General features: G+C 62.9%; 18 protein-coding genes. 4 read left to right on the forward strand and 14 right to left on the reverse strand.

Annotated elements, in window-relative coordinates:
- The 5 genes from ABWY06_RS18895 to ABWY06_RS18915 all read right to left on the reverse strand — a co-directional run.
- Positions 1 to 712 (reverse strand): von Willebrand factor type A domain-containing protein (locus tag ABWY06_RS18895; RefSeq protein WP_353927123.1); only part of this gene is annotated, 712 nt, incomplete at its 3' end.
- A gap of 110 nt (positions 713 to 822) precedes the next feature.
- Positions 823 to 2,262, reverse strand: coding sequence for an aminotransferase-like domain-containing protein (locus tag ABWY06_RS18900; protein ID WP_353927124.1), 1,440 nt, complete (start codon positions 2,260 to 2,262; stop codon positions 823 to 825).
- Between the two features lie 195 nt (positions 2,263 to 2,457).
- The gene (locus ABWY06_RS18905; protein ID WP_353927125.1) at positions 2,458 to 3,270 is read right to left on the reverse strand and encodes an OmpA family protein; all 813 of its coding nucleotides are present in this window, start codon (positions 3,268 to 3,270) and stop codon (positions 2,458 to 2,460) included.
- Positions 3,267 to 3,593, reverse strand: a complete 327-nt coding sequence (locus tag ABWY06_RS18910; RefSeq protein WP_353927170.1) for a DUF4398 domain-containing protein — start codon at positions 3,591 to 3,593, stop codon at positions 3,267 to 3,269. The genes ABWY06_RS18905 and ABWY06_RS18910 overlap by 4 nt, the downstream gene beginning before the upstream one ends.
- A 36-nt stretch (positions 3,594 to 3,629) precedes the next feature.
- The gene (locus ABWY06_RS18915) at positions 3,630 to 4,457 is read right to left on the reverse strand and encodes a substrate-binding periplasmic protein (protein WP_353927126.1); all 828 of its coding nucleotides are present in this window, start codon (positions 4,455 to 4,457) and stop codon (positions 3,630 to 3,632) included.
- A gap of 156 nt (positions 4,458 to 4,613) precedes the next feature.
- Here ABWY06_RS18915 and ABWY06_RS18920 point away from each other — a divergent pair, with 156 nt between their 5' ends.
- Positions 4,614 to 5,570: an alpha/beta fold hydrolase gene (locus tag ABWY06_RS18920; RefSeq protein WP_353927171.1), complete on the forward strand. Its 957-nt coding sequence runs from the start codon at positions 4,614 to 4,616 to the stop codon at positions 5,568 to 5,570.
- Between the two features lie 82 nt (positions 5,571 to 5,652).
- Here ABWY06_RS18920 and ABWY06_RS18925 read toward each other — a convergent pair whose 3' ends face one another.
- Together ABWY06_RS18925 and ABWY06_RS18930 are read right to left on the reverse strand one after the other, a co-directional pair.
- A complete protein-coding gene (locus tag ABWY06_RS18925; RefSeq protein WP_353927127.1) occupies positions 5,653 to 6,582 on the reverse strand; it encodes an electron transfer flavoprotein subunit alpha/FixB family protein in 930 nt (309 codons plus the stop codon).
- Positions 6,583 to 7,332, reverse strand: a complete 750-nt coding sequence (locus tag ABWY06_RS18930) for an electron transfer flavoprotein subunit beta/FixA family protein (RefSeq protein WP_353927128.1) — start codon at positions 7,330 to 7,332, stop codon at positions 6,583 to 6,585.
- 323 nt (positions 7,333 to 7,655) lie between these two features.
- Between ABWY06_RS18930 and ABWY06_RS18935 the strand changes: the two genes are divergently transcribed.
- Positions 7,656 to 9,320 (forward strand): electron transfer flavoprotein-ubiquinone oxidoreductase, encoded by a 1,665-nt coding sequence (locus ABWY06_RS18935; RefSeq protein ID WP_353927129.1) that lies wholly within the window; start codon positions 7,656 to 7,658, stop codon positions 9,318 to 9,320.
- A gap of 86 nt (positions 9,321 to 9,406) precedes the next feature.
- Here the strand turns inward: ABWY06_RS18935 and ABWY06_RS18940 are convergent, their stop codons facing one another.
- Positions 9,407 to 10,027, reverse strand: coding sequence for a TetR/AcrR family transcriptional regulator (locus tag ABWY06_RS18940; protein ID WP_353927130.1), 621 nt, complete (start codon positions 10,025 to 10,027; stop codon positions 9,407 to 9,409).
- 140 nt (positions 10,028 to 10,167) lie between these two features.
- Between ABWY06_RS18940 and ABWY06_RS18945 the strand changes: the two genes are divergently transcribed.
- Positions 10,168 to 10,608, forward strand: coding sequence for a hotdog fold domain-containing protein (locus tag ABWY06_RS18945; RefSeq protein ID WP_353927131.1), 441 nt, complete (start codon positions 10,168 to 10,170; stop codon positions 10,606 to 10,608).
- A gap of 38 nt (positions 10,609 to 10,646) precedes the next feature.
- Here the strand turns inward: ABWY06_RS18945 and ABWY06_RS18950 are convergent, their stop codons facing one another.
- From ABWY06_RS18950 to ABWY06_RS18970, 5 genes are all read right to left on the reverse strand, one after another.
- Positions 10,647 to 11,216 (reverse strand): DUF1285 domain-containing protein, encoded by a 570-nt coding sequence (locus ABWY06_RS18950; protein ID WP_353927132.1) that lies wholly within the window; start codon positions 11,214 to 11,216, stop codon positions 10,647 to 10,649.
- Positions 11,217 to 11,239: 23 nt separating this feature from the next.
- On the reverse strand, positions 11,240 to 11,842 hold the full coding sequence (locus tag ABWY06_RS18955) for a DUF4823 domain-containing protein (protein ID WP_353927133.1): 603 nt from the start codon (positions 11,840 to 11,842) through the stop codon (positions 11,240 to 11,242).
- A gap of 66 nt (positions 11,843 to 11,908) precedes the next feature.
- Entirely contained in the window at positions 11,909 to 12,805 is an 897-nt protein-coding gene (locus ABWY06_RS18960; RefSeq protein WP_353927134.1) for a radical SAM protein, read from the reverse strand.
- 46 nt (positions 12,806 to 12,851) lie between these two features.
- Positions 12,852 to 13,820 (reverse strand): GTP 3',8-cyclase MoaA, encoded by a 969-nt coding sequence (locus tag ABWY06_RS18965; protein ID WP_353927135.1) that lies wholly within the window; start codon positions 13,818 to 13,820, stop codon positions 12,852 to 12,854.
- Positions 13,821 to 13,910: 90 nt separating this feature from the next.
- The gene (locus ABWY06_RS18970) at positions 13,911 to 14,549 is read right to left on the reverse strand and encodes a TetR/AcrR family transcriptional regulator (RefSeq protein ID WP_353927136.1); all 639 of its coding nucleotides are present in this window, start codon (positions 14,547 to 14,549) and stop codon (positions 13,911 to 13,913) included.
- A gap of 75 nt (positions 14,550 to 14,624) precedes the next feature.
- On the opposite strand from ABWY06_RS18970, the gene ABWY06_RS18975 reads away from it, so the two are divergent.
- Complete coding sequence (locus ABWY06_RS18975) at positions 14,625 to 15,758, forward strand: aminotransferase class V-fold PLP-dependent enzyme (protein ID WP_353927137.1); 1,134 nt, start codon at positions 14,625 to 14,627, stop codon at positions 15,756 to 15,758.
- Positions 15,759 to 16,107: 349 nt separating this feature from the next.
- On the opposite strand, the gene ABWY06_RS18980 is transcribed toward ABWY06_RS18975, so the two are convergent.
- Positions 16,108 to 16,896 carry a TatD family hydrolase gene (locus tag ABWY06_RS18980; RefSeq protein WP_353927138.1) on the reverse strand — a complete coding sequence of 263 codons (789 nt, stop codon included), beginning with the start codon at positions 16,894 to 16,896 and terminating at the stop codon, positions 16,108 to 16,110.
- Between the last annotated feature and the right edge of the window lie 18 nt (positions 16,897 to 16,914).

Consider the following 16,914-nt stretch of genomic DNA (forward strand, 5'->3'; position numbering starts at 1 on the left):
CGGACACGTCGACCAGGAACACCAGGTTCGCCGGCGGCAGCTCGGCGGCGCTCAGGTCGGCGGCCTTGATCGCCACCCGCAGCAGGCGGGCCTGCGGGTTCCAGGGCGAGACCGCCAGCTCGGTGCCGACGCCAAAAGGCGTATCGCCGGTGGGCTGCGGGTAGCTGTAGGGGAAGTAATTGACCAGCTCTTCCAGGCGCACCGCCTCGGGGGGCGGCAGTTGGCCGTCGTTGAGAAAACGCCGCACGTTGGCGTAGCTGCCGGTGTCCACGTCGATGCTGAAGGTCGACACCGGCGTTTCACTGACCGCGTGCACCGGGTTGGCCGGCAGATCCTGATAGACCTCGCGCCCTGCGTCCTGGTAACCGGCATTCGCCGCATCCGCCAGGGGCGCGGGTGCCACGGCCAGCATCGGCCGCTGTGGGCTGACCGTCCCGTCCACCGCGAACTCGCTGTCCGGGGCTTTCTGCTTGGCCAATTCGGCGGGCGCCGCGTTGCTTTCCTGCAACACCGCCGACGCTTCACGGCGCACGACCGGTTGCGCGACCGACGCGGCATCGCTGGGCGCAGCGGCTTTCGCCTCCACCGCGCCGCTGGCCGCCGGCTTGGTCGTTTCCGGTTGCGGGCCGCTGCACGCGGCCAACGCCAGCAACAGGCCACCGGCAAAACCGCTCAGCAACGGCTGGCGGGACAGAATGAGGTAACGGGACATGGCGCCTCCTGAGAATAAAAAGTCCTTACGCCTCAGTAGACGCAACGCCCGCAGGATCGGGGTTAAGGGCCGTGAAGTTTTTTCTGCGGTAAAAGCCTCGGCCAACCACCTCAGAAATGCTGCGTACCCTCCTGGCACAACTGGGTCGCCAACATGCCCAGAGTCATCAGTGCCCGCTCGGCTTCACGGTTCCAGGGCAGGCCGCAGTTAAGGCGGATGCAGTGGTTGAACTGTTCGGTGTTGCTGAAGATCAGGCCTGGGGCGATGCTGATGCTGTGCTGCAGCGCCCGCACGTGCAGCTCCTTGGTATTGACCCGTACCGGCAGGCTCACCCAGAGAATAAAACCGCCCTTGGGCCGGGTCATCTGGGTCCCCTCGGGAAAGTGCTGCTGCACCGCCAGCTGGAAGGCACTGAGGTTCTTGCGGTACTCCTGACGGATAAAACGCAGGTGACGGTCGTAACCGCCGTTTTCCAGGTAGGCCGCAACGCCCATCTGGGTGACGCTGCAGGCCGAGTGGGTGCTGAACATCTGCAGCCGCTGGATTTCCTCCTGGTACTTGCCGGCCAGGATCCAGCCGATCCGTACCCCCGGCGACAGGGTTTTGGAAAAACTCGAGCAATACAGCACCCGGCCGCTACGGTCCTGGGACTTGAGCGCCTTGAGCGGCCCCTGCTCGAACATCAATTCGCCGTAGATATCGTCCTCGATCACCTGGATGTCGAAATCGTCGGCCAGGCGCAACAATTGCTTCTGCCGCTCTTCGGGGATGCTGCCGCCCATGGGGTTGCTCAGCCGCGCGGTCAGCACCAGGGCCTTGATCGGCCACTGGGTAGCGGCCAGTTGCAACGCTTCCAGGCTGATGCCGGTGCTCGGGTCGCTGGGGATCTCGATCACCCGCAAGCCCAGCAGGTCGGCCAGTTGCAACAGACCGTAGTAGGTCGGCGACTCGGCGGCGATCAGGTCGCCGGGACGGGTGAGGATGCGCAGCGACATCTGCAGGGCGTCCACGCAGCCGTGGGTAATCACCACTTCTGACGGATCGACCACCACCCCAGCGTCGCGCATGCGAATCGCCACCTGACGGCGCAGCGGTTCGAAACCCGGACTGAACATATAGCTGAACGCCCGTGGACTCTGGAAACGCGTCACCTTGGCCAGTTGCTGGTGCAGCGCCCGTACCGGCAGGTAATCGACATGGGGCACCGCCGCGCCGAAGGGAAATACCCCTTCCCGGCGAGACTCCACCAAGATCTGGTTGATGATGCTGCTGCGCGTCACCAGGCCGGGCCGCTCGACGCGGGCGATATCCGGCGTCGGCGCGGTCAGCGCGGGCGTTTCGTGCACATAGTAGCCGGACTGCGGCCGGGCGCGGATCAGGCCCTGGTCTTCCAGGTTGGCGTAGGCCTGCAGCACGGTGGCATGACTGACATTGAGCTGGGCGCTCATCTTGCGTACCGAGGGTACCCGCTCACCGGGCTGGTAGACACCGCGGCGGATGTCTTCGGCCAGTTGCTGAGCGATACGCTGGTAGAGCAATAAGTTGGTCATGGCCATTTTTTCCGTGCTGAACCGTTACAGAGTCGATAACAGCAAAACTGCACTGGTACAGTCAAGGTCATTTAGCCAGTTTGTCGAACAATTTACCCAAACTGTATCGGTTCTTCCCGGGCGGCCTGACTCCGCGGGCACTGTGGTCAAAAAAAACGGAGCCCACAGGCTCCGTTATAGACGTACCACCCTGCCTCAGCGACGGCTGCCCAACTGGCCCTGTTCGTCGGAAAAGACCACCTCGACCCGGCGATTCTGCGCGCGGCCGCGGCTGGAGGCATTGTCGGCGACCGGATAGGCCTCGCCATAGCCTTCAACCTGGATGCGTTTTTCGTTGATGCCCAGGTCCAGCAACACGTCGGCGACCAACTGTGCCCGGGAGCGCGACAGCTCGAGGTTCTCCGCCGCCTCGCCCTGGGCGTCGGTATAACCTTCGATACGCACCACCCGACGCGGATTGAGCTGGAGGAATTGCACCAGCTTGAGCACCGTGCGATTGGCCGAACTCTTGAGTTCGGCACGCCCGGCATCGAACAGCACGTCGCCCAGGGTCATGACCAGGCCGCGCTCGGTCTCGGTGGTCGCCAGGCTGACCATCTGTTCCTCGAGCCATTGGCCCTGCTGCTGCACGCTGAGCAACTTGGCTTCACGCAAGGCCAGCTGCAAGCGTTCGCGGTCCAGCTCGAGCTTGGCCGCCCGTTCCTGGTTCAGGCTCAGGGCGCTGTGCTGGCGGGCGATTTCGCTGTAGCGCTGGCTGAGAAAGGCGTAGTGCAACACATCCGTCTGGCTGCCCCAGTAGCTGGACAGGCGTTCCGCGCGAGCCAAGGACTCGCCGGCGCGAATCACGTCCTTGGGTGCGCTGCGCAGCACGTTGGGGTCTTCCTTGACCTGCTGGAACTGCACCGCCGCCGCCGCCAGGGCCTGATCGCTCTGCTGTTGCAACGCGCAGCCGCTCAGCGTCAGCAGACTGATTGCCAGGCCGAGCGCTTGATAACGAGAGCCGCTCATTGCAAGTCTCCCAACTGCAGGCGCAGGCGCTTGATCTGCGCGTTCAAGCTGGCCAACTGGGTTTCGCTCTTCTGCGTCAGTACCCGCGCTTCCGCCAGACGGGCATCCAGCTCGGCTTGTTCAGCCTGCATGCGGGCATCCTTGAAGGCTTCGTCCGCCATGGCGGTCTGGGCCAGTTGCAGTTTGTCGGCGGCCTGCTGCAGTTCCGGTATTTGCGCGTCGGCACCCACGGCCTTGGCCTGGGCGAGTGCCTGTTCAGTCAGGCGCAGCTGTTCGGTGGGCGCGGGGTCCGAGACGCAGCCGGCCAGGGCCGACAGCAGCAGGAACAGCGTTGAAACTCGATTGTTCACAGGGCGTTCCTATGGATTCGGAACGCTGGCGGGCAGCTGCTGCTGCTCCTTCCAGCGCTCAAGATTGCGGGCCAGCAGGGATTCGGGGACACCAGCGGCGGACAATTCTGTCATTTTTTTCGCCAGTTGTCCGCGCAGCCAGGGCTCGTTGCAGGCCGAGTTATGGGACAGCGTCAGGTACAGGCCCTCGCTGGAAATCGGCGGATCCAGCGCCAACAGGTCATTCGTCATGCTCAGGGTCTCGGCCAGCGCGACACCTGGGTAACGCTCATAGAGTACGTAGTCGGTACGCCCCAGCAACAGCTTCTGAAAGGCCTGGGTCAGGCTGGGGACTTCCTCCAGGCTCAGGTTGTCCTTGGCGAACGCATCGAACTGCTGGCCAAAGCTGTTGTTCACCAGGGTGCCACCGGTACGGCCGCGCAGGTCGGCCCAACTGGCATAGGGAAAGGGTTCGGACTTGCGCATCCAGACCACACTGGAGGTGGTGTAGAACGCCGGGTGGATGTAATCCATGCTGTCCAGGCGCGGCAGGGTCAAAAAAGCACCAGCGATCAGGTCCACACGTCCCGTGCGCACTTCGTCCTGGGCCCGCGACCAGGGACCGGTGTACAACACCTCGATCTTTACGCCCAGGGATTCGGCGATCTGCTTGAGCAGGTCGGCATTGGCACCGATCAGGTGCTGGGGGTTATGCGGGTCGCGCCACAGGTAGGGCGGATACTCCGGATTGCCAGTGGCGACCAGTCGCTCGCAGCGAAGCTGGGCCTGGGCCGGGCCGGACAACAACAGCAAACCGAGCGCTAACAGCCAAGCCTGAAAACGGGCGCGATCACGCATGGGTGGCCTCTAGGCTGATCCTTCGATTAGGCGTGGGGCTCGGCCCACTGCCCGGATTATCTTCATGCTAGCTTAGGCGCTGCCGTGGAGCGCTTGCCGCGAACTACGGCCCAGACGCCCCACGCGGCCCCTTCCCCTGAGCAGGACAACACCGTGATAAAACGCCTGTCTATCGCCTTGGTACTTCTTCTGGGCATCGCTGCCGCCACCCTCTACCTCTCTCCCGCCACGCTGCTGACCACCGTGCAATGGGTCGAACTGCACCGGGCCGGGCTGTCGCCCAAGCAACTGCAGGTGGACGATCTTACCATCCATTATTATGAGGGCGGGCGCGCCGACCAGGAAACCCTGGTGATGATCCATGGCTTCGGCGCCAACAAGGACAACTGGCTGCGCTTCGCCCGCTACTTCACCTCAGACTATCACGTCATCGCCCTGGACCTGCCCGGGTTTGGCGAAAGCAGCCAGCCGGACGTGGCCTACGACGCAGCCAGCCAGATGGAGCGGCTGGTGCGGGTGGTCAAGGCGCTGGGGCTCGGCCGTGTGCACCTGATCGGCAACTCCATGGGCGGACAAATCGCCGCCCTCTACGCCGCCCGCCATCCCCAAGGCGTGGCGTCGGTCGCGCTGGTGGACAACGCCGGCATCACCCCGCCGCAGCAAAGCGAGCTGTTTGCCCGGCTGCAACGCGGCGAACCCAATCCGCTGGTGGTCAAGACCGCGGAGGACTTCCCCCGCCTGCTGGACTTCGTATTCGTCGATGTGCCCAGCATGCCCAAGGCGCTTCAACAGCACTTCGCTCAGCAGGCGATCGCCAACAGCGGCCATTACGAGAACATCTTTCGTCAGCTGGTCGAGCACCCCGTGCCGCTGGAGCCGGAGCTGCCGAACATTCAGGTGCCGGTCTTGGTGCTGTGGGGCGACCGCGACCGTACGCTGCATGTCTCCAGCGTCGAGGTAATGCGGCCACTGCTGCGCCAGTCGCGGGTGGTGATCATGAAGGACTGCGGCCACGTGCCCATGCTTGAGCGACCCGAAGAAACCGCCGGCCATTACCAGGCCTTCCTCGACAATCTGGCCAATTCAACCCCCAGTGTGGCCAAGGGCGCCTGAGCCGGCGCTCGGTGCCGCCACCTGGCGCCAATAAAAAAACCCGCTCGATGAGCGGGTTTTTTTCGAGCCGGGGAAAGGCTGGTTAAACCAGTTTTTCCAGTTCCGGAATCGCTTCGAACAGGTCCGCCACCAGGCCGTAATCCGCCACCTGGAAGATTGGTGCCTCTTCATCCTTGTTGATCGCCACGATCACCTTGGAGTCCTTCATGCCGGCCAGGTGCTGGATGGCACCCGAGATGCCGACCGCGATGTACAGCTGCGGGGCGACGATCTTGCCGGTCTGGCCAACCTGCATGTCGTTGGGCACGAAACCGGCGTCGACCGCGGCGCGCGAGGCACCCACGGCGGCGCCCAGCTTGTCGGCCAGCGCGTACAGGTGCTTGAAGTTGTCACCGTTCTGCATGCCACGACCGCCGGAAACGACGATTTTCGCCGCCGTCAGTTCCGGACGATCGGACTTGGCCAGCTCTTCGCCGACAAAGGCCGATTTGCCGGCTTCATGGGCCGCTGCCACCGCTTCGATGGCGGCGGAACCGCCCTCGGCGGCCACCGGGTCGAAACCGGTGGCACGCACGGTGATCACCTTGACCGACGCCGTGGATTGCACGGTGGCGATGGCGTTACCGGCATAGATCGGACGCTTGAAGGTGTCGGCGCTTTCAACGGCGATGATCTCGGAGATCTGGTCGACATCCAGCTGCGCAGCGACGCGCGGCAGGATGTTCTTGCCGTTGGAGGTGGCGCTGGCCAGGATGTGGCTGTAGGCGCCACCCAGCTCGGCGATCAGCGGGGCCACGTTTTCCGGCAGTTGATGGGCGTAGGCGGCGTTGTCCGCCACCAGCACCTTGCTCACACCGGCAATTTTCGCTGCGGCTTCGGCCACGCCAGCGACGCCGTGACCGGCGACCAGCAGGTGGATATCGCCACCGATTTTCTGGGCTGCGGCCACGGTATTGAGGGTGGCCGGCGCCAGGGCTGCGTTGGAGTTTTCAGCAATAACCAAGATACTCATTTAGATTACCTTCGCCTCGTTCTTCAGTTTCTCGACCAGTTCAGCCACGGACTTGACCTTGATGCCGGCGCTGCGCGAGGCCGGCGCTTCGACTTTCAGGGTCTTGACGGTGGAGCCGGTGGACACACCCAGGGCATCCGGGGTGATGCTTTCCAGCGGCTTTTTCTTGGCCTTCATGATGTTCGGCAGCGAAGCGTAACGCGGCTCGTTCAGGCGCAAGTCGGTGGTCACGATCGCCGGCAAGTTCAATGCGACGGTCTGCAAGCCACCGTCGATTTCGCGGGTCACATTGACCTTGTCGCCAGCCACTTCCACCTTGGAGGCGAACGTGCCCTGGGCGAAGCCGGTCAGCGCCGCCAGCATCTGGCCGGTCTGGTTGTTGTCGCTGTCGATGGCCTGCTTACCCAGGATCACCAGTTGCGGCTGTTCCTTGTCGACCACGGCCTTGAGCAGCTTGGCCACGGCCAGGGAATTCAGCTCGTCGGCGGACTCGACCAGAATGGCACGGTCAGCCCCCAGGGCCAGGGCGGTACGCAGCTGCTCCTGAGCAGTGGCGGGGCCAATGGAGACGACGACGATCTCGGTCGCTACGCCCTTCTCTTTCAGGCGTACCGCCTCTTCCACCGCGATTTCGCAGAAGGGGTTCATCGACATCTTGACGTTGGCGAGATCAACGCCGGAGTTGTCCGCTTTGACGCGAACTTTGACGTTGTAGTCAACTACTCGTTTGACAGCTACAAGAACCTTCATGGATTCCTCGTTACTCTCCGGTGAATAAAATATGTCGCCAAGGCAAGCCTGGCCGGTGATGCCCGTCAGCCGGAACCGACGGTCTGCCATACGGCCAGCGCAAAACCGACCGTATCTTGACCGTAACACCCATTCCGGTCAATACGCGAAAATACCCCTCCATAAGCCTTGAAGCACTGATTCCATCGGGCTTGCATCGAATTCAAACAAACGTTTGTATTGGACCCGCCCCAGGCTGTGGATATAATGCGCCCGCGCAGCTTATGGAAGAGCCTAGCCTCAATATAAATCGATCGAATAAAGCCCTGAGTAGGAGATTGCCTGTGGAACGCGAATTTATGGAATTCGACGTCGTCATCGTCGGCGCCGGCCCAGCTGGTCTGTCCGCCGCCTGCCGCCTGAAACAAAAAGCTGCCGAAGCAGGTCAGGAAATCAGCGTCTGCGTGGTGGAAAAAGGTTCCGAAGTCGGCGCCCACATCCTCTCCGGTGCGGTATTCGAACCCCGTGCGCTCAACGAGCTGTTCCCCGACTGGCAGGCGCTTGGCGCGCCGCTGAACACGCCGGTCAAGCGCGACGACATTTACATGCTGAAAAATGCCGAAAGCGCGATCAAGGTGCCCAACGCCTTTGTGCCCAAGACCATGCACAACGAAGGCAACTACATCATTTCCCTGGGTAACCTGTGCCGCTGGCTGGCCCAGCAGGCCGAGAACCTGGGGGTGGAAATCTACCCGGGCTTCGCCGCCCAGGAAGCCCTGATCGATGAAAATGGCGTGGTGCGCGGCATCCTTACCGGTGACCTGGGCGTCGACCGCGAGGGGCACCCGAAGGAAGGCCTCTACACCCCTGGCATGGAACTGCGTGGCAAGTACACCCTGTTCGCCGAGGGCTGCCGCGGCCATATCGGCAAGCTGCTGATCAAGCGCTTCAACCTGGACAGCGATGCCGACGCCCAGCATTACGGCATCGGCCTCAAGGAAATCTGGGAAGTCGACCCGGCCAAACACGAGCAAGGCCTGGTGCTGCACACCGCCGGCTGGCCGCTGGACGTGGTGGGCAATGCCAACACCGGCGGCTCCTTCCTCTATCACCTGGAAAACAACCAGGTGGTGGTTGGCTTGATCGTCGACCTGTCCTACAGCAACCCCTTCCTGTCGCCGTTCGACGAGTTCCAGCGCTACAAGCACCACCCGGTGATCAAGCAGTACCTCGAAGGCGGCAAGCGCATCAGCTACGGCGCGCGGGCGATCTGCAAAGGCGGCCTGAACTCGCTGCCAAAGATGGTCTTCGCCGGCGGCGCGCTGATCGGTTGCGACCTGGGCACCCTGAACTTCGCCAAGATCAAGGGCAGCCACACCGCGATGAAATCCGGCATGCTGGCCGCCGAAGCCGTGGCCGCGGCACTGTTCGCCGGCAACCCGGGCGGCGATGTGCTGAACAGCTACGTCGAGGCCTTCAAGGGCAGCTGGCTGCATGACGAACTGTTCCGCAGCCGCAACTTCGGCCCGGCATTGCACAAATACGGCCCGCTGTTCGGTGGCGCCCTGAATTTTGTCGACCAGAACCTGTTCGGTGGCAAGATCCCCTTCACCCTGCACGACACCAAGCCGGACCATGCCTGCCTGAAGCTGGCGTCGGAGTCGACGCGCATCGAGTACCCCAAGCCGGACGGCAAACTCAGCTTCGACAAACTGAGTTCGGTATTCCTCTCCAGCACCAACCATGAAGAGGAACAACCCTGCCACCTCAAGCTGACCGACCCGAGCATTCCGATCAGCAAGAACCTGCCGCTGTACGACGAGCCGGCGCAGCGCTATTGCCCGGCCGGGGTGTACGAGGTGGTGACCCAGGAAGACGGTGAGAAGCGCTTCCAGATCAACGCCCAGAACTGCGTGCACTGCAAGACCTGCGACATCAAGGACCCGTCGCAGAACATCACCTGGGTGGCGCCCGAAGGCACCGGCGGCCCGACCTACCCGAACATGTAATGATGTGAAGCACTAAAGAAAAGGCTCCCTCGGGAGCCTTTTTGATTTGCACAAGCCGTAGCGCCAACCGTGGAGCCGGGCGTGCTTCAGCCGTCATGCGCCACAGTCCGCCAGGCGGCTTCGGCGAGCTGCTGCCGGTAGAGTTCCGGACTTTGCTTGACCCTGCCCGAGAGCCAGGCACGGCAATAACTCTCGGCCGAACCGATAATCAGCGAGGGGATGAGTTCACGGGGCAAATCTTTTATATCGCCATGGTGAGAGGGGTCGCTGAACCAGTCCCTCAGTTGAGCGCTTCTGACACCATTGGCCTCCTTAAGCTGATCGCTAAAGGCACCTTGAGCCACGGCATAGCGAGCCTGGTATTGAAAGCGCGCCCAATCAGGCTGGTTGACCACCCAATCCACGTAACTGTAGACCAGGGCCTGAACCCACTCCTGGGTCGATCCGACGCCGCTCATGTAGCTAACCCTCAGTCGCGCTTGGTCGTCCAGGGCCGCCATATAGAGCGCAGCCACCACTCCGTCCTTGTTCCCAAAATGGTGATAGATCGACCCCACGCTCGTCTGGCTTTCAGCCCGGATGGTATCGATGGTGGTCGCGTCTATGCCGTGTGCGTTGAACAGCACGAGCGCGCACCGGAGGATCTGCCGCTTTGATTCGGCGCGACGCCCTGGGTAGCAGCGCTCGAGGAGATCAACAGGTTCCATTCTTCAGCCCAAAAAAGAGCGATGGTAAGTCAAACGAAGGGCCTACACGAGGCATTGACAGCCCACACAAACAAGAATAATGTTCTAGAACAGTATTCTATTCTGTTTTCCATCTCCCCCTACACCAGAGGTTACCTTGCATGAGCCAGACTCTCAGCATGTACCAAAGCGTTGGCGCTCCCGCTTTCAGCGCCATGGCCTGCCAAATGGCGCCCTACTTCGGCAGCATCAATCCGGAAATTTCTGTACTGACCCCCGGTCGCGGTGAAGTGAAGGTGCCTTTTCGTAAAGAAATCACCAATCACCTGGCATCCGTTCACGCCATCGCACTGTGCAACGCGGCAGAACTCGCGGGAGGCATGATGACCGAGGTGTCCATTCCCAGTGGCGCTCGCTGGATTCCGAAAGGCATGACGGTCGAGTACCTGGCGAAAGCCAAAACCTCCATCCACGCGATCGCGGACGGTAGCGAAATCGACTGGTCATCGTCGGGGGACAAAGATGTTCCGGTCGAAATATTCGACGAGGGCGGCGTGAAGGTCTTCACCGCGCGCATCACCATGAACGTGAAGATTGGCTAAGTAGAACGGGTTGACCTGCCGCTTCAACCTGAAGCGACTCAATCAGGCTGCGGGGCGATGGGAAAGAACTGCCCGGCGCTCCAGACGCCCAACCAGGCCTGCCCGTCGATTTCACGCGGCACCGCCAGTTCCACCAGCTGATAGAACTGGTTGCGATGGATCAGCGCCTCAAGGTTGGTCCGGACCCGCACATAGGGCGACGGCTGCTGGGTCGCAGGATCCAGCTCGACGCGCAGCGGGTGCTCGGGCCCGACGACCAGTTCGTCCTCGACATTGGTGACGAAGCGCAGCACCTGGGCCTCGCCCTGCCCTTCGACCTGCAAGCCAACCGCCACAAAAGGCGCGTCCTCGACCTTGATCCCAACCTTTTCCACCGGGGTGATCAGGAAATAGTCGTCACCGTCGCGGCGAATGATGCTGGAGAACAGCCGTACCATCGGCTTGCGGCCGATCGGCGTACCCAGGTAATACCAGGTGCCGTCGCGGGCGATGCGCATGTCGATATCGCCGCAGAAATCCGGATTCCACAGGTGCACCGGCGGTGGACCTTTTTTGCTGGCGGCGCTGATCTGCGCGATCAGGTCACCGGCCTTGTCGGTTTCAGCCATGTCAGGCTCCCTTGAACTGGCGGTCAATCGCTCAAGCCCAGCAGGTGCCGGGCGTAATCCTGCAGTGGGGCGGCGATCAGGTCCTGGGGGTTGTTATCATAAAACGTCAGAAAGCCGCCGCGGCTGCGAATACGCGCAGTATCCACCAAATAACGGGTGCTGGTCTCGATCACCATCAGTTGGATCACGCTGTGGTCCACCCCCAGGCGATCCAGCGCTTCCTGATCCTCCCATTCCTCGGTGGTGCCTATGCGGTCATCGGCGGCGGCGAAACGGCTGTACAGCAGGTAATGCGCGCCGGCCTTACGCGCATCGCTTAGCGCCTCCTCCAGCCCCTGGGGGCGATCGGCGCGGCGAACCATGGGGAAGTATTCGACAAACCCCAGGTAGGCCTGTTCCGCCACCACATTGGGCCGCGGGTAGCTGTCGCCGGGCGGGACAAAATGCCCCTGAGCGATGTAGATAAACGAGTCGGCCTGCAGTCGCCAGGTGTTGGCGCGCCGCGTCTCGCTATGATCGAGAACGCCGGCGTCGCTGAGCTGGGACCGCGCGCCGTCCGCCAGGTCACTGACTTTCATGCAGCCACTCAGGGCCAGGGTTACAAGCAAGAGGATTAGGCTACGCATAGAGGCTCCGACGCCGGTGACATAAAACCGGCAGATGGAGGACTGATGCAGCTTCCGCGCCAGTCCCTAGAGGCCGCGCTGCCATTCCTGGCGCAAGCGGGCCTGTTGCGGCTGCTCGATGGCCTGGCGCACCTGGGCCAGCAAACGCGCCTTGTCGGCGCCCAGGGTCCCCTTGAGCACCAAGTAGTTGGATGCATGATCGCTGCGGAACACCGTGTCCTGCAGTTCCAGCCCCGCGAGCAGGCGTTCCACCTCGACGAAGAGTTGATCCTGGGCCAGGGGCTGGTAATCGGGAAAACCGGCGCGAAAACGCGCCTCGCCCTGGGGAAAGCTCACCACCAGGGTGGAAAGAAACTCCGGCTGCGCGGCATTCATCAGCCGCGCCGAATGGTCCGCATGCTGGGCGCTCAGGGCCTGGCCCCCCAGGCCGTTGAGGACCATCACCGAACGGGCGATGCCCGCCTGGCCCAGCTTGTCCAGGGCACTCAGGGTCGATTCGTAGGTTTCACCCTTGTTCACCCGCGCCAGTACCTCGTCGTCGCCCGACTCGGCACCGACATACACCAGCTGCAACCCGGCGTCGGCCAGCTCCTGCAATTCCGTCACCGACTTCTTGCGCAGGTTGCGCGGCAGGCAGTAGCTGGAGACCCGTTGCACCGTGGGCATGGCCTGGCGAATGGCGGCCAGCACCGTCAACAACCGCCGGGTCGGCAACACCAGCGCATCGCCATCGGCGAGAAACACCCGCTGCACGATGAGCGTCTCGCCGCAGCGACGGATCTCCTCCAGCACTTGGGCTTCGTCCCGGGCGCGAAATTTCTTCTGCGCCGGCGTATACATCTCGCAGAAGGTGCAATTGTTCCAGGAGCAGCCGTTGGTCAGCGGCAGGATCAACGAGTGGGCCTCGCTGGGCGGGCGGAACACTGGTTCGATATAGCTGATGGGGAAAGACTGGGATGACATGCTTCAACTCGTGGGCGGCGCATTCAGGCGCGGGACGGCAGGGGACTCAACCGCCGATAATTTTCATCACCGTGGCGCCACCGGAAAACGCCAAGGCCTGTTTATCGCCCAGGGCCTTGACCAGCAGGCCCTGCAGAGCCGGCAGCGCCTGATGGCGGGGCTTGTCCAGCAGGTCACCGACATAATGCCGGTTGCTCGACGACAGGCAACCGTGCAACCAGCCGGTCGAGGACAGGCGCAGCCGTGAACAGGTCCGGCAGAACGGCACGCTCTCGTTGGCGATCACGCCAAAATAACCACGCCCCGGGATGCCGTAACGCAACGCCGTGGCATCCAGCGGCGCGTCGGCCTGGGCATATTCATGGTGCTGGCCGATCAATGCCAGCAGCTCCGGCAGGCCCACGAACTGCTGGACGAAGCTGTTGCCATCACGGGCCAGGTGGCCCATGCGCATCAGTTCGATAAAACGTAACTCAAAGCCGCGGTCCAGGCAGTATTCAAGCAAGGGCAATACCTGATCGAGGTTCTGTCCGCGCAACGGCACCATATTCAGCTTGACCTTCAACCCGGCGGCGCGCGCCTGCTCCAGGCCATCGAGCACCGTCGCCAGGTCGCCACCACGGGCGATGCGACGAAAGGCCTCAGGGTCGAGGGTGTCCAGGGAGACGTTCAGGCGACGGATGCCGGTGTCCAGCAGCAAGGGCAGTTTGCGGGCCAACAACTGGCCGTTGCTGGTCAGGCTGATATCGTTCAAGCCCAGTCGGCTGACACCGCGCAGCAGGGCGTCCAGCTTGGGGCTGATCAAGGGCTCGCCACCGGTGATGCGCAACCGCTCGATGCCGGCGGCTTCGATCAGGTAAGCCACCCCGCGCACCATGGCATCGGCGGACAGCTCGTCCTGAGCCGCCACCAGCCGCTTGCCGTCCGGCACGCAATAGGTGCAGGCGTAATTGCAGGCGGCGGTCAGGCTAAGACGCAGGTTGCGAAAGCGTCTGCCCTGGCGGTCGACGATCATGGCAGACTCCGGTGGCGTAAGACCGAAGTATATCGCCAGTGCCGGGTCAACGGCACATTGCCCATGCCGTTATAGACCCGCTGAATACTCTCAGGCGGCGGGCAGATCACCTTCACGTTTACGCTTGTTGCCCATGCGCACGCCGATGTCCATCAGGAACTGGAAGAAGCCTTCCTGGTCTTCCAGGACATTGCTCCAGAACGGCGAGTGGTACAGCGCCACGGCGCCGTGCACCAGCGCCCAGGCCGCGCAGTAATGGAAGTACGGCGGCACGTCCTCCAACTTGCCCTCGGAAATCCGTCCTTTGATCAACAGGGTCAGGCGCTCGAAATTGGAGGCACGAATCTTGTGCAGCTCCTCGACCATCTCCGGGACCTGGTTGCCCTTGACCACCTTTTCTTCCAGGCGGTCGAACAGGCGATACCGTTGCGGATCGCGCATGCGGAACTCGAAATAGGCACGGGACAAGGCCTCTTTGTCGCGGTCCACATCCGCCGAATGCAGCAGCGCATTCAAATCCCGCTCGTAGTCGAGCATCAGGCGCAGGTAAATTTCCGCCTTGGATTTGAAATGTTTGTAAATGGTGCCTTTGCCAATACCCACGGCGTCGGCGATCATCTCGACGGTGACGCTGTCCTCACCCTGCTCGAGGAAGAGTTTCAACGCGGTGTCGAGAATCTCCTGCTCACGGCGGCGAAATTCACGGACCTTACGGGGTTCTTTCTGCATAAAGGGACTACAGGGTCAAAAATCGAAGGCGCGTATTATGCCTAAATAGCGCCAAATTGCACGGATCATCCGACCATGTACGCCTTTCAAGACGAGTTTACCCAAGAACCCGGGCTGCGCTACCTGAACCACGCGGCGGTTTCACCCTGGCCCAGAAGAGCCGCCCAGGCCGTCAGCGCCTTCGCCCAGCAGAATGTGCATACCGGCGCGCGGGATTACCCGGACTGGCTGCAAGTGGAAAAAAGCCTGCGCGAACGCCTGAGGCGGCTGCTCAACGCCGCCTCCCGGGCCGATATCGCGCTGCTGAAAAATACCTCGGAAGCCTTGTCCTTCGTCGCCTTCGGCCTCGACTGGCGCAACGGCGACCAAGTGGTGATCAGCAACGACGAGTTTCCCTCCAACCGCATCGTCTGGGAGGCACTGGCGCCCCAGGGGGTCGAGGTGATTCAGGTCGACCTGGGCGGTCCCGACCCCGAAGCGGCCTTGCTCGCCGCCTGCGGTCCGCGCACCCGCCTGCTGTCGATCAGCGCGGTGCAGTACGCCAGCGGCCTGCGCCTGGACCTCGAGCGCCTGGGCCGCGGGTGCCGCCAGGCGGGCGTGCTGTTCTGCATCGACGCCATCCAGCAGCTGGGCGCCCAACCGCTGGATGTGCAGGCCTGTGACTGTGCCTTTGCCATGGCCGATGGGCACAAGTGGCTGCTCGGTCCCGAAGGGTTGGCGGTGTTCTATTGCCGCAGCGACCTGCGCGCCCAGCTGAAACTGCATGAGTACGGCTGGCACATGCTCGAACACGCCGGCGACTACGACCGCACGGACTGGCAACCGGCGCAGAGCGCGCGGCGCTTCGAATGCGGCAGCCCCAATATGCTCGGCGCCATGGCGCTGGAAGCCAGCCTGTCGCTGCTCGAAGAGGTGGGCATGGTGCAGGTGGCCAGCGCCATCGCCGAACGTGTCGACTGGCTCCAGCAGGGACTGCGCCGGCTGCCCGGCGTCACCCTGCTGAGCCCCTCGGACCCGCAGCGCCTCGGCGGGATCCTGACGTTCAGCCTGGCGACCTGGCAGCAGCGGCCGTTGTTCGACAGACTCAAGGCACAGCAGATCATCTGCGCACCGCGCGGCGGCGGCATCCGCTTGTCACCGCATTTCTACACCCAGGCACGGGCCATCGAGGACACCCTGGCCGTGCTGCACGAGCTGGCGGGCGGCTGACCGTCGGCGCGACGAGCCGCGAGGGCAGGTCCTCGCGCGGGCACGCCGACAGGCGCGCCGGGGGTCTGGACTCAGTACCGTCGCGGGTATTCCAAAACCGTTTAAAAAGGCCAGGCAAATGGCCTGGACGTTCGGCCATCTTCGCTAATACTGGGACGTACTGGTGTGCAGCATCTCCCCCAAGTGCTCCACCAGTCAGGGTGCCGTGGATCGTGCGCCTTGATTTACTCCTAATGGTCTTAACCCGGATTCATCCCCCAGAGTCCGGGTTTTTTTTGTCCGGCGTTCCAGCGTTCCCTGCCGTTTTACCTACACGGGCGCCCCGCTCGCTCACCGGGCACTTGGGCGCTCACGCCCGACTCAGGTCCGCCAGCGGAAACAGCCGTACAAAGTTGGCGCTGGTTTGTTCGGCCAGTTGCTCGAATCCGACGCCACGCACCTCGGCCAGAAACTCCGCGACCTCGCGCACGTATTGCGGCAGGTTTGGCTTACCGCGGTAGGGGATGGGCGCCAGGTAGGGCGAATCGGTTTCCACCAGCAAGCGGTCGGCCGGTACCTGGCGCGCCACCTCGCGCAGCGCCTCGGCGTTGCGGAAGGTGACGATACCCGACAGCGAAATATAGAACCCCAGGTCGAGAGCCGCCTTGGCCATGGCCCAATCCTCGGTGAAACAGTGCAACACGCCGCCCTGGGGCAGAGCGGCCTCGCGCAGCAGGTCGAGGGTATCGGCGCGCGCCTCCCGGGTGTGCACGATCACCGGTTTGCCGGTGATGCGCGCCGCCTGCAGGTGCAATGCAAAGGCTTGCCGTTGTGCCGCCGCAGCCTGGGGCTCGTAGTGGTAGTCCAGACCGGTCTCGCCGATGGCCACCACCCGTGGGTGGTCCAGCTCAGCCAGCAACCAGTCCAGGGCAGGCGCCAGGCCCGGCTGCAGGTCCAGGGGGTGCACGCCCACCGAACAATGCACATCGGCATAACGTTCGGCCAGCGCCTTCACCACGGGTGCGTTCTCGGCGCTTACGCCAATGCACAGGAACTGGCTAACCCCGCGTGCGCGCGCGGCATCCAACGCCGCATCGAGCGAACCGCCATGGGCGCTCAGGTCAAGGCGGTCGAGATGGCAGTGTGAGTCGATCAGCATGGGAGCCTCAAGAAGCGC

It is taken from the genome of Pseudomonas sp., assembly GCF_040514055.1.
Taxonomy (GTDB): Bacteria; Pseudomonadota; Gammaproteobacteria; order Pseudomonadales; family Pseudomonadaceae; genus Aquipseudomonas.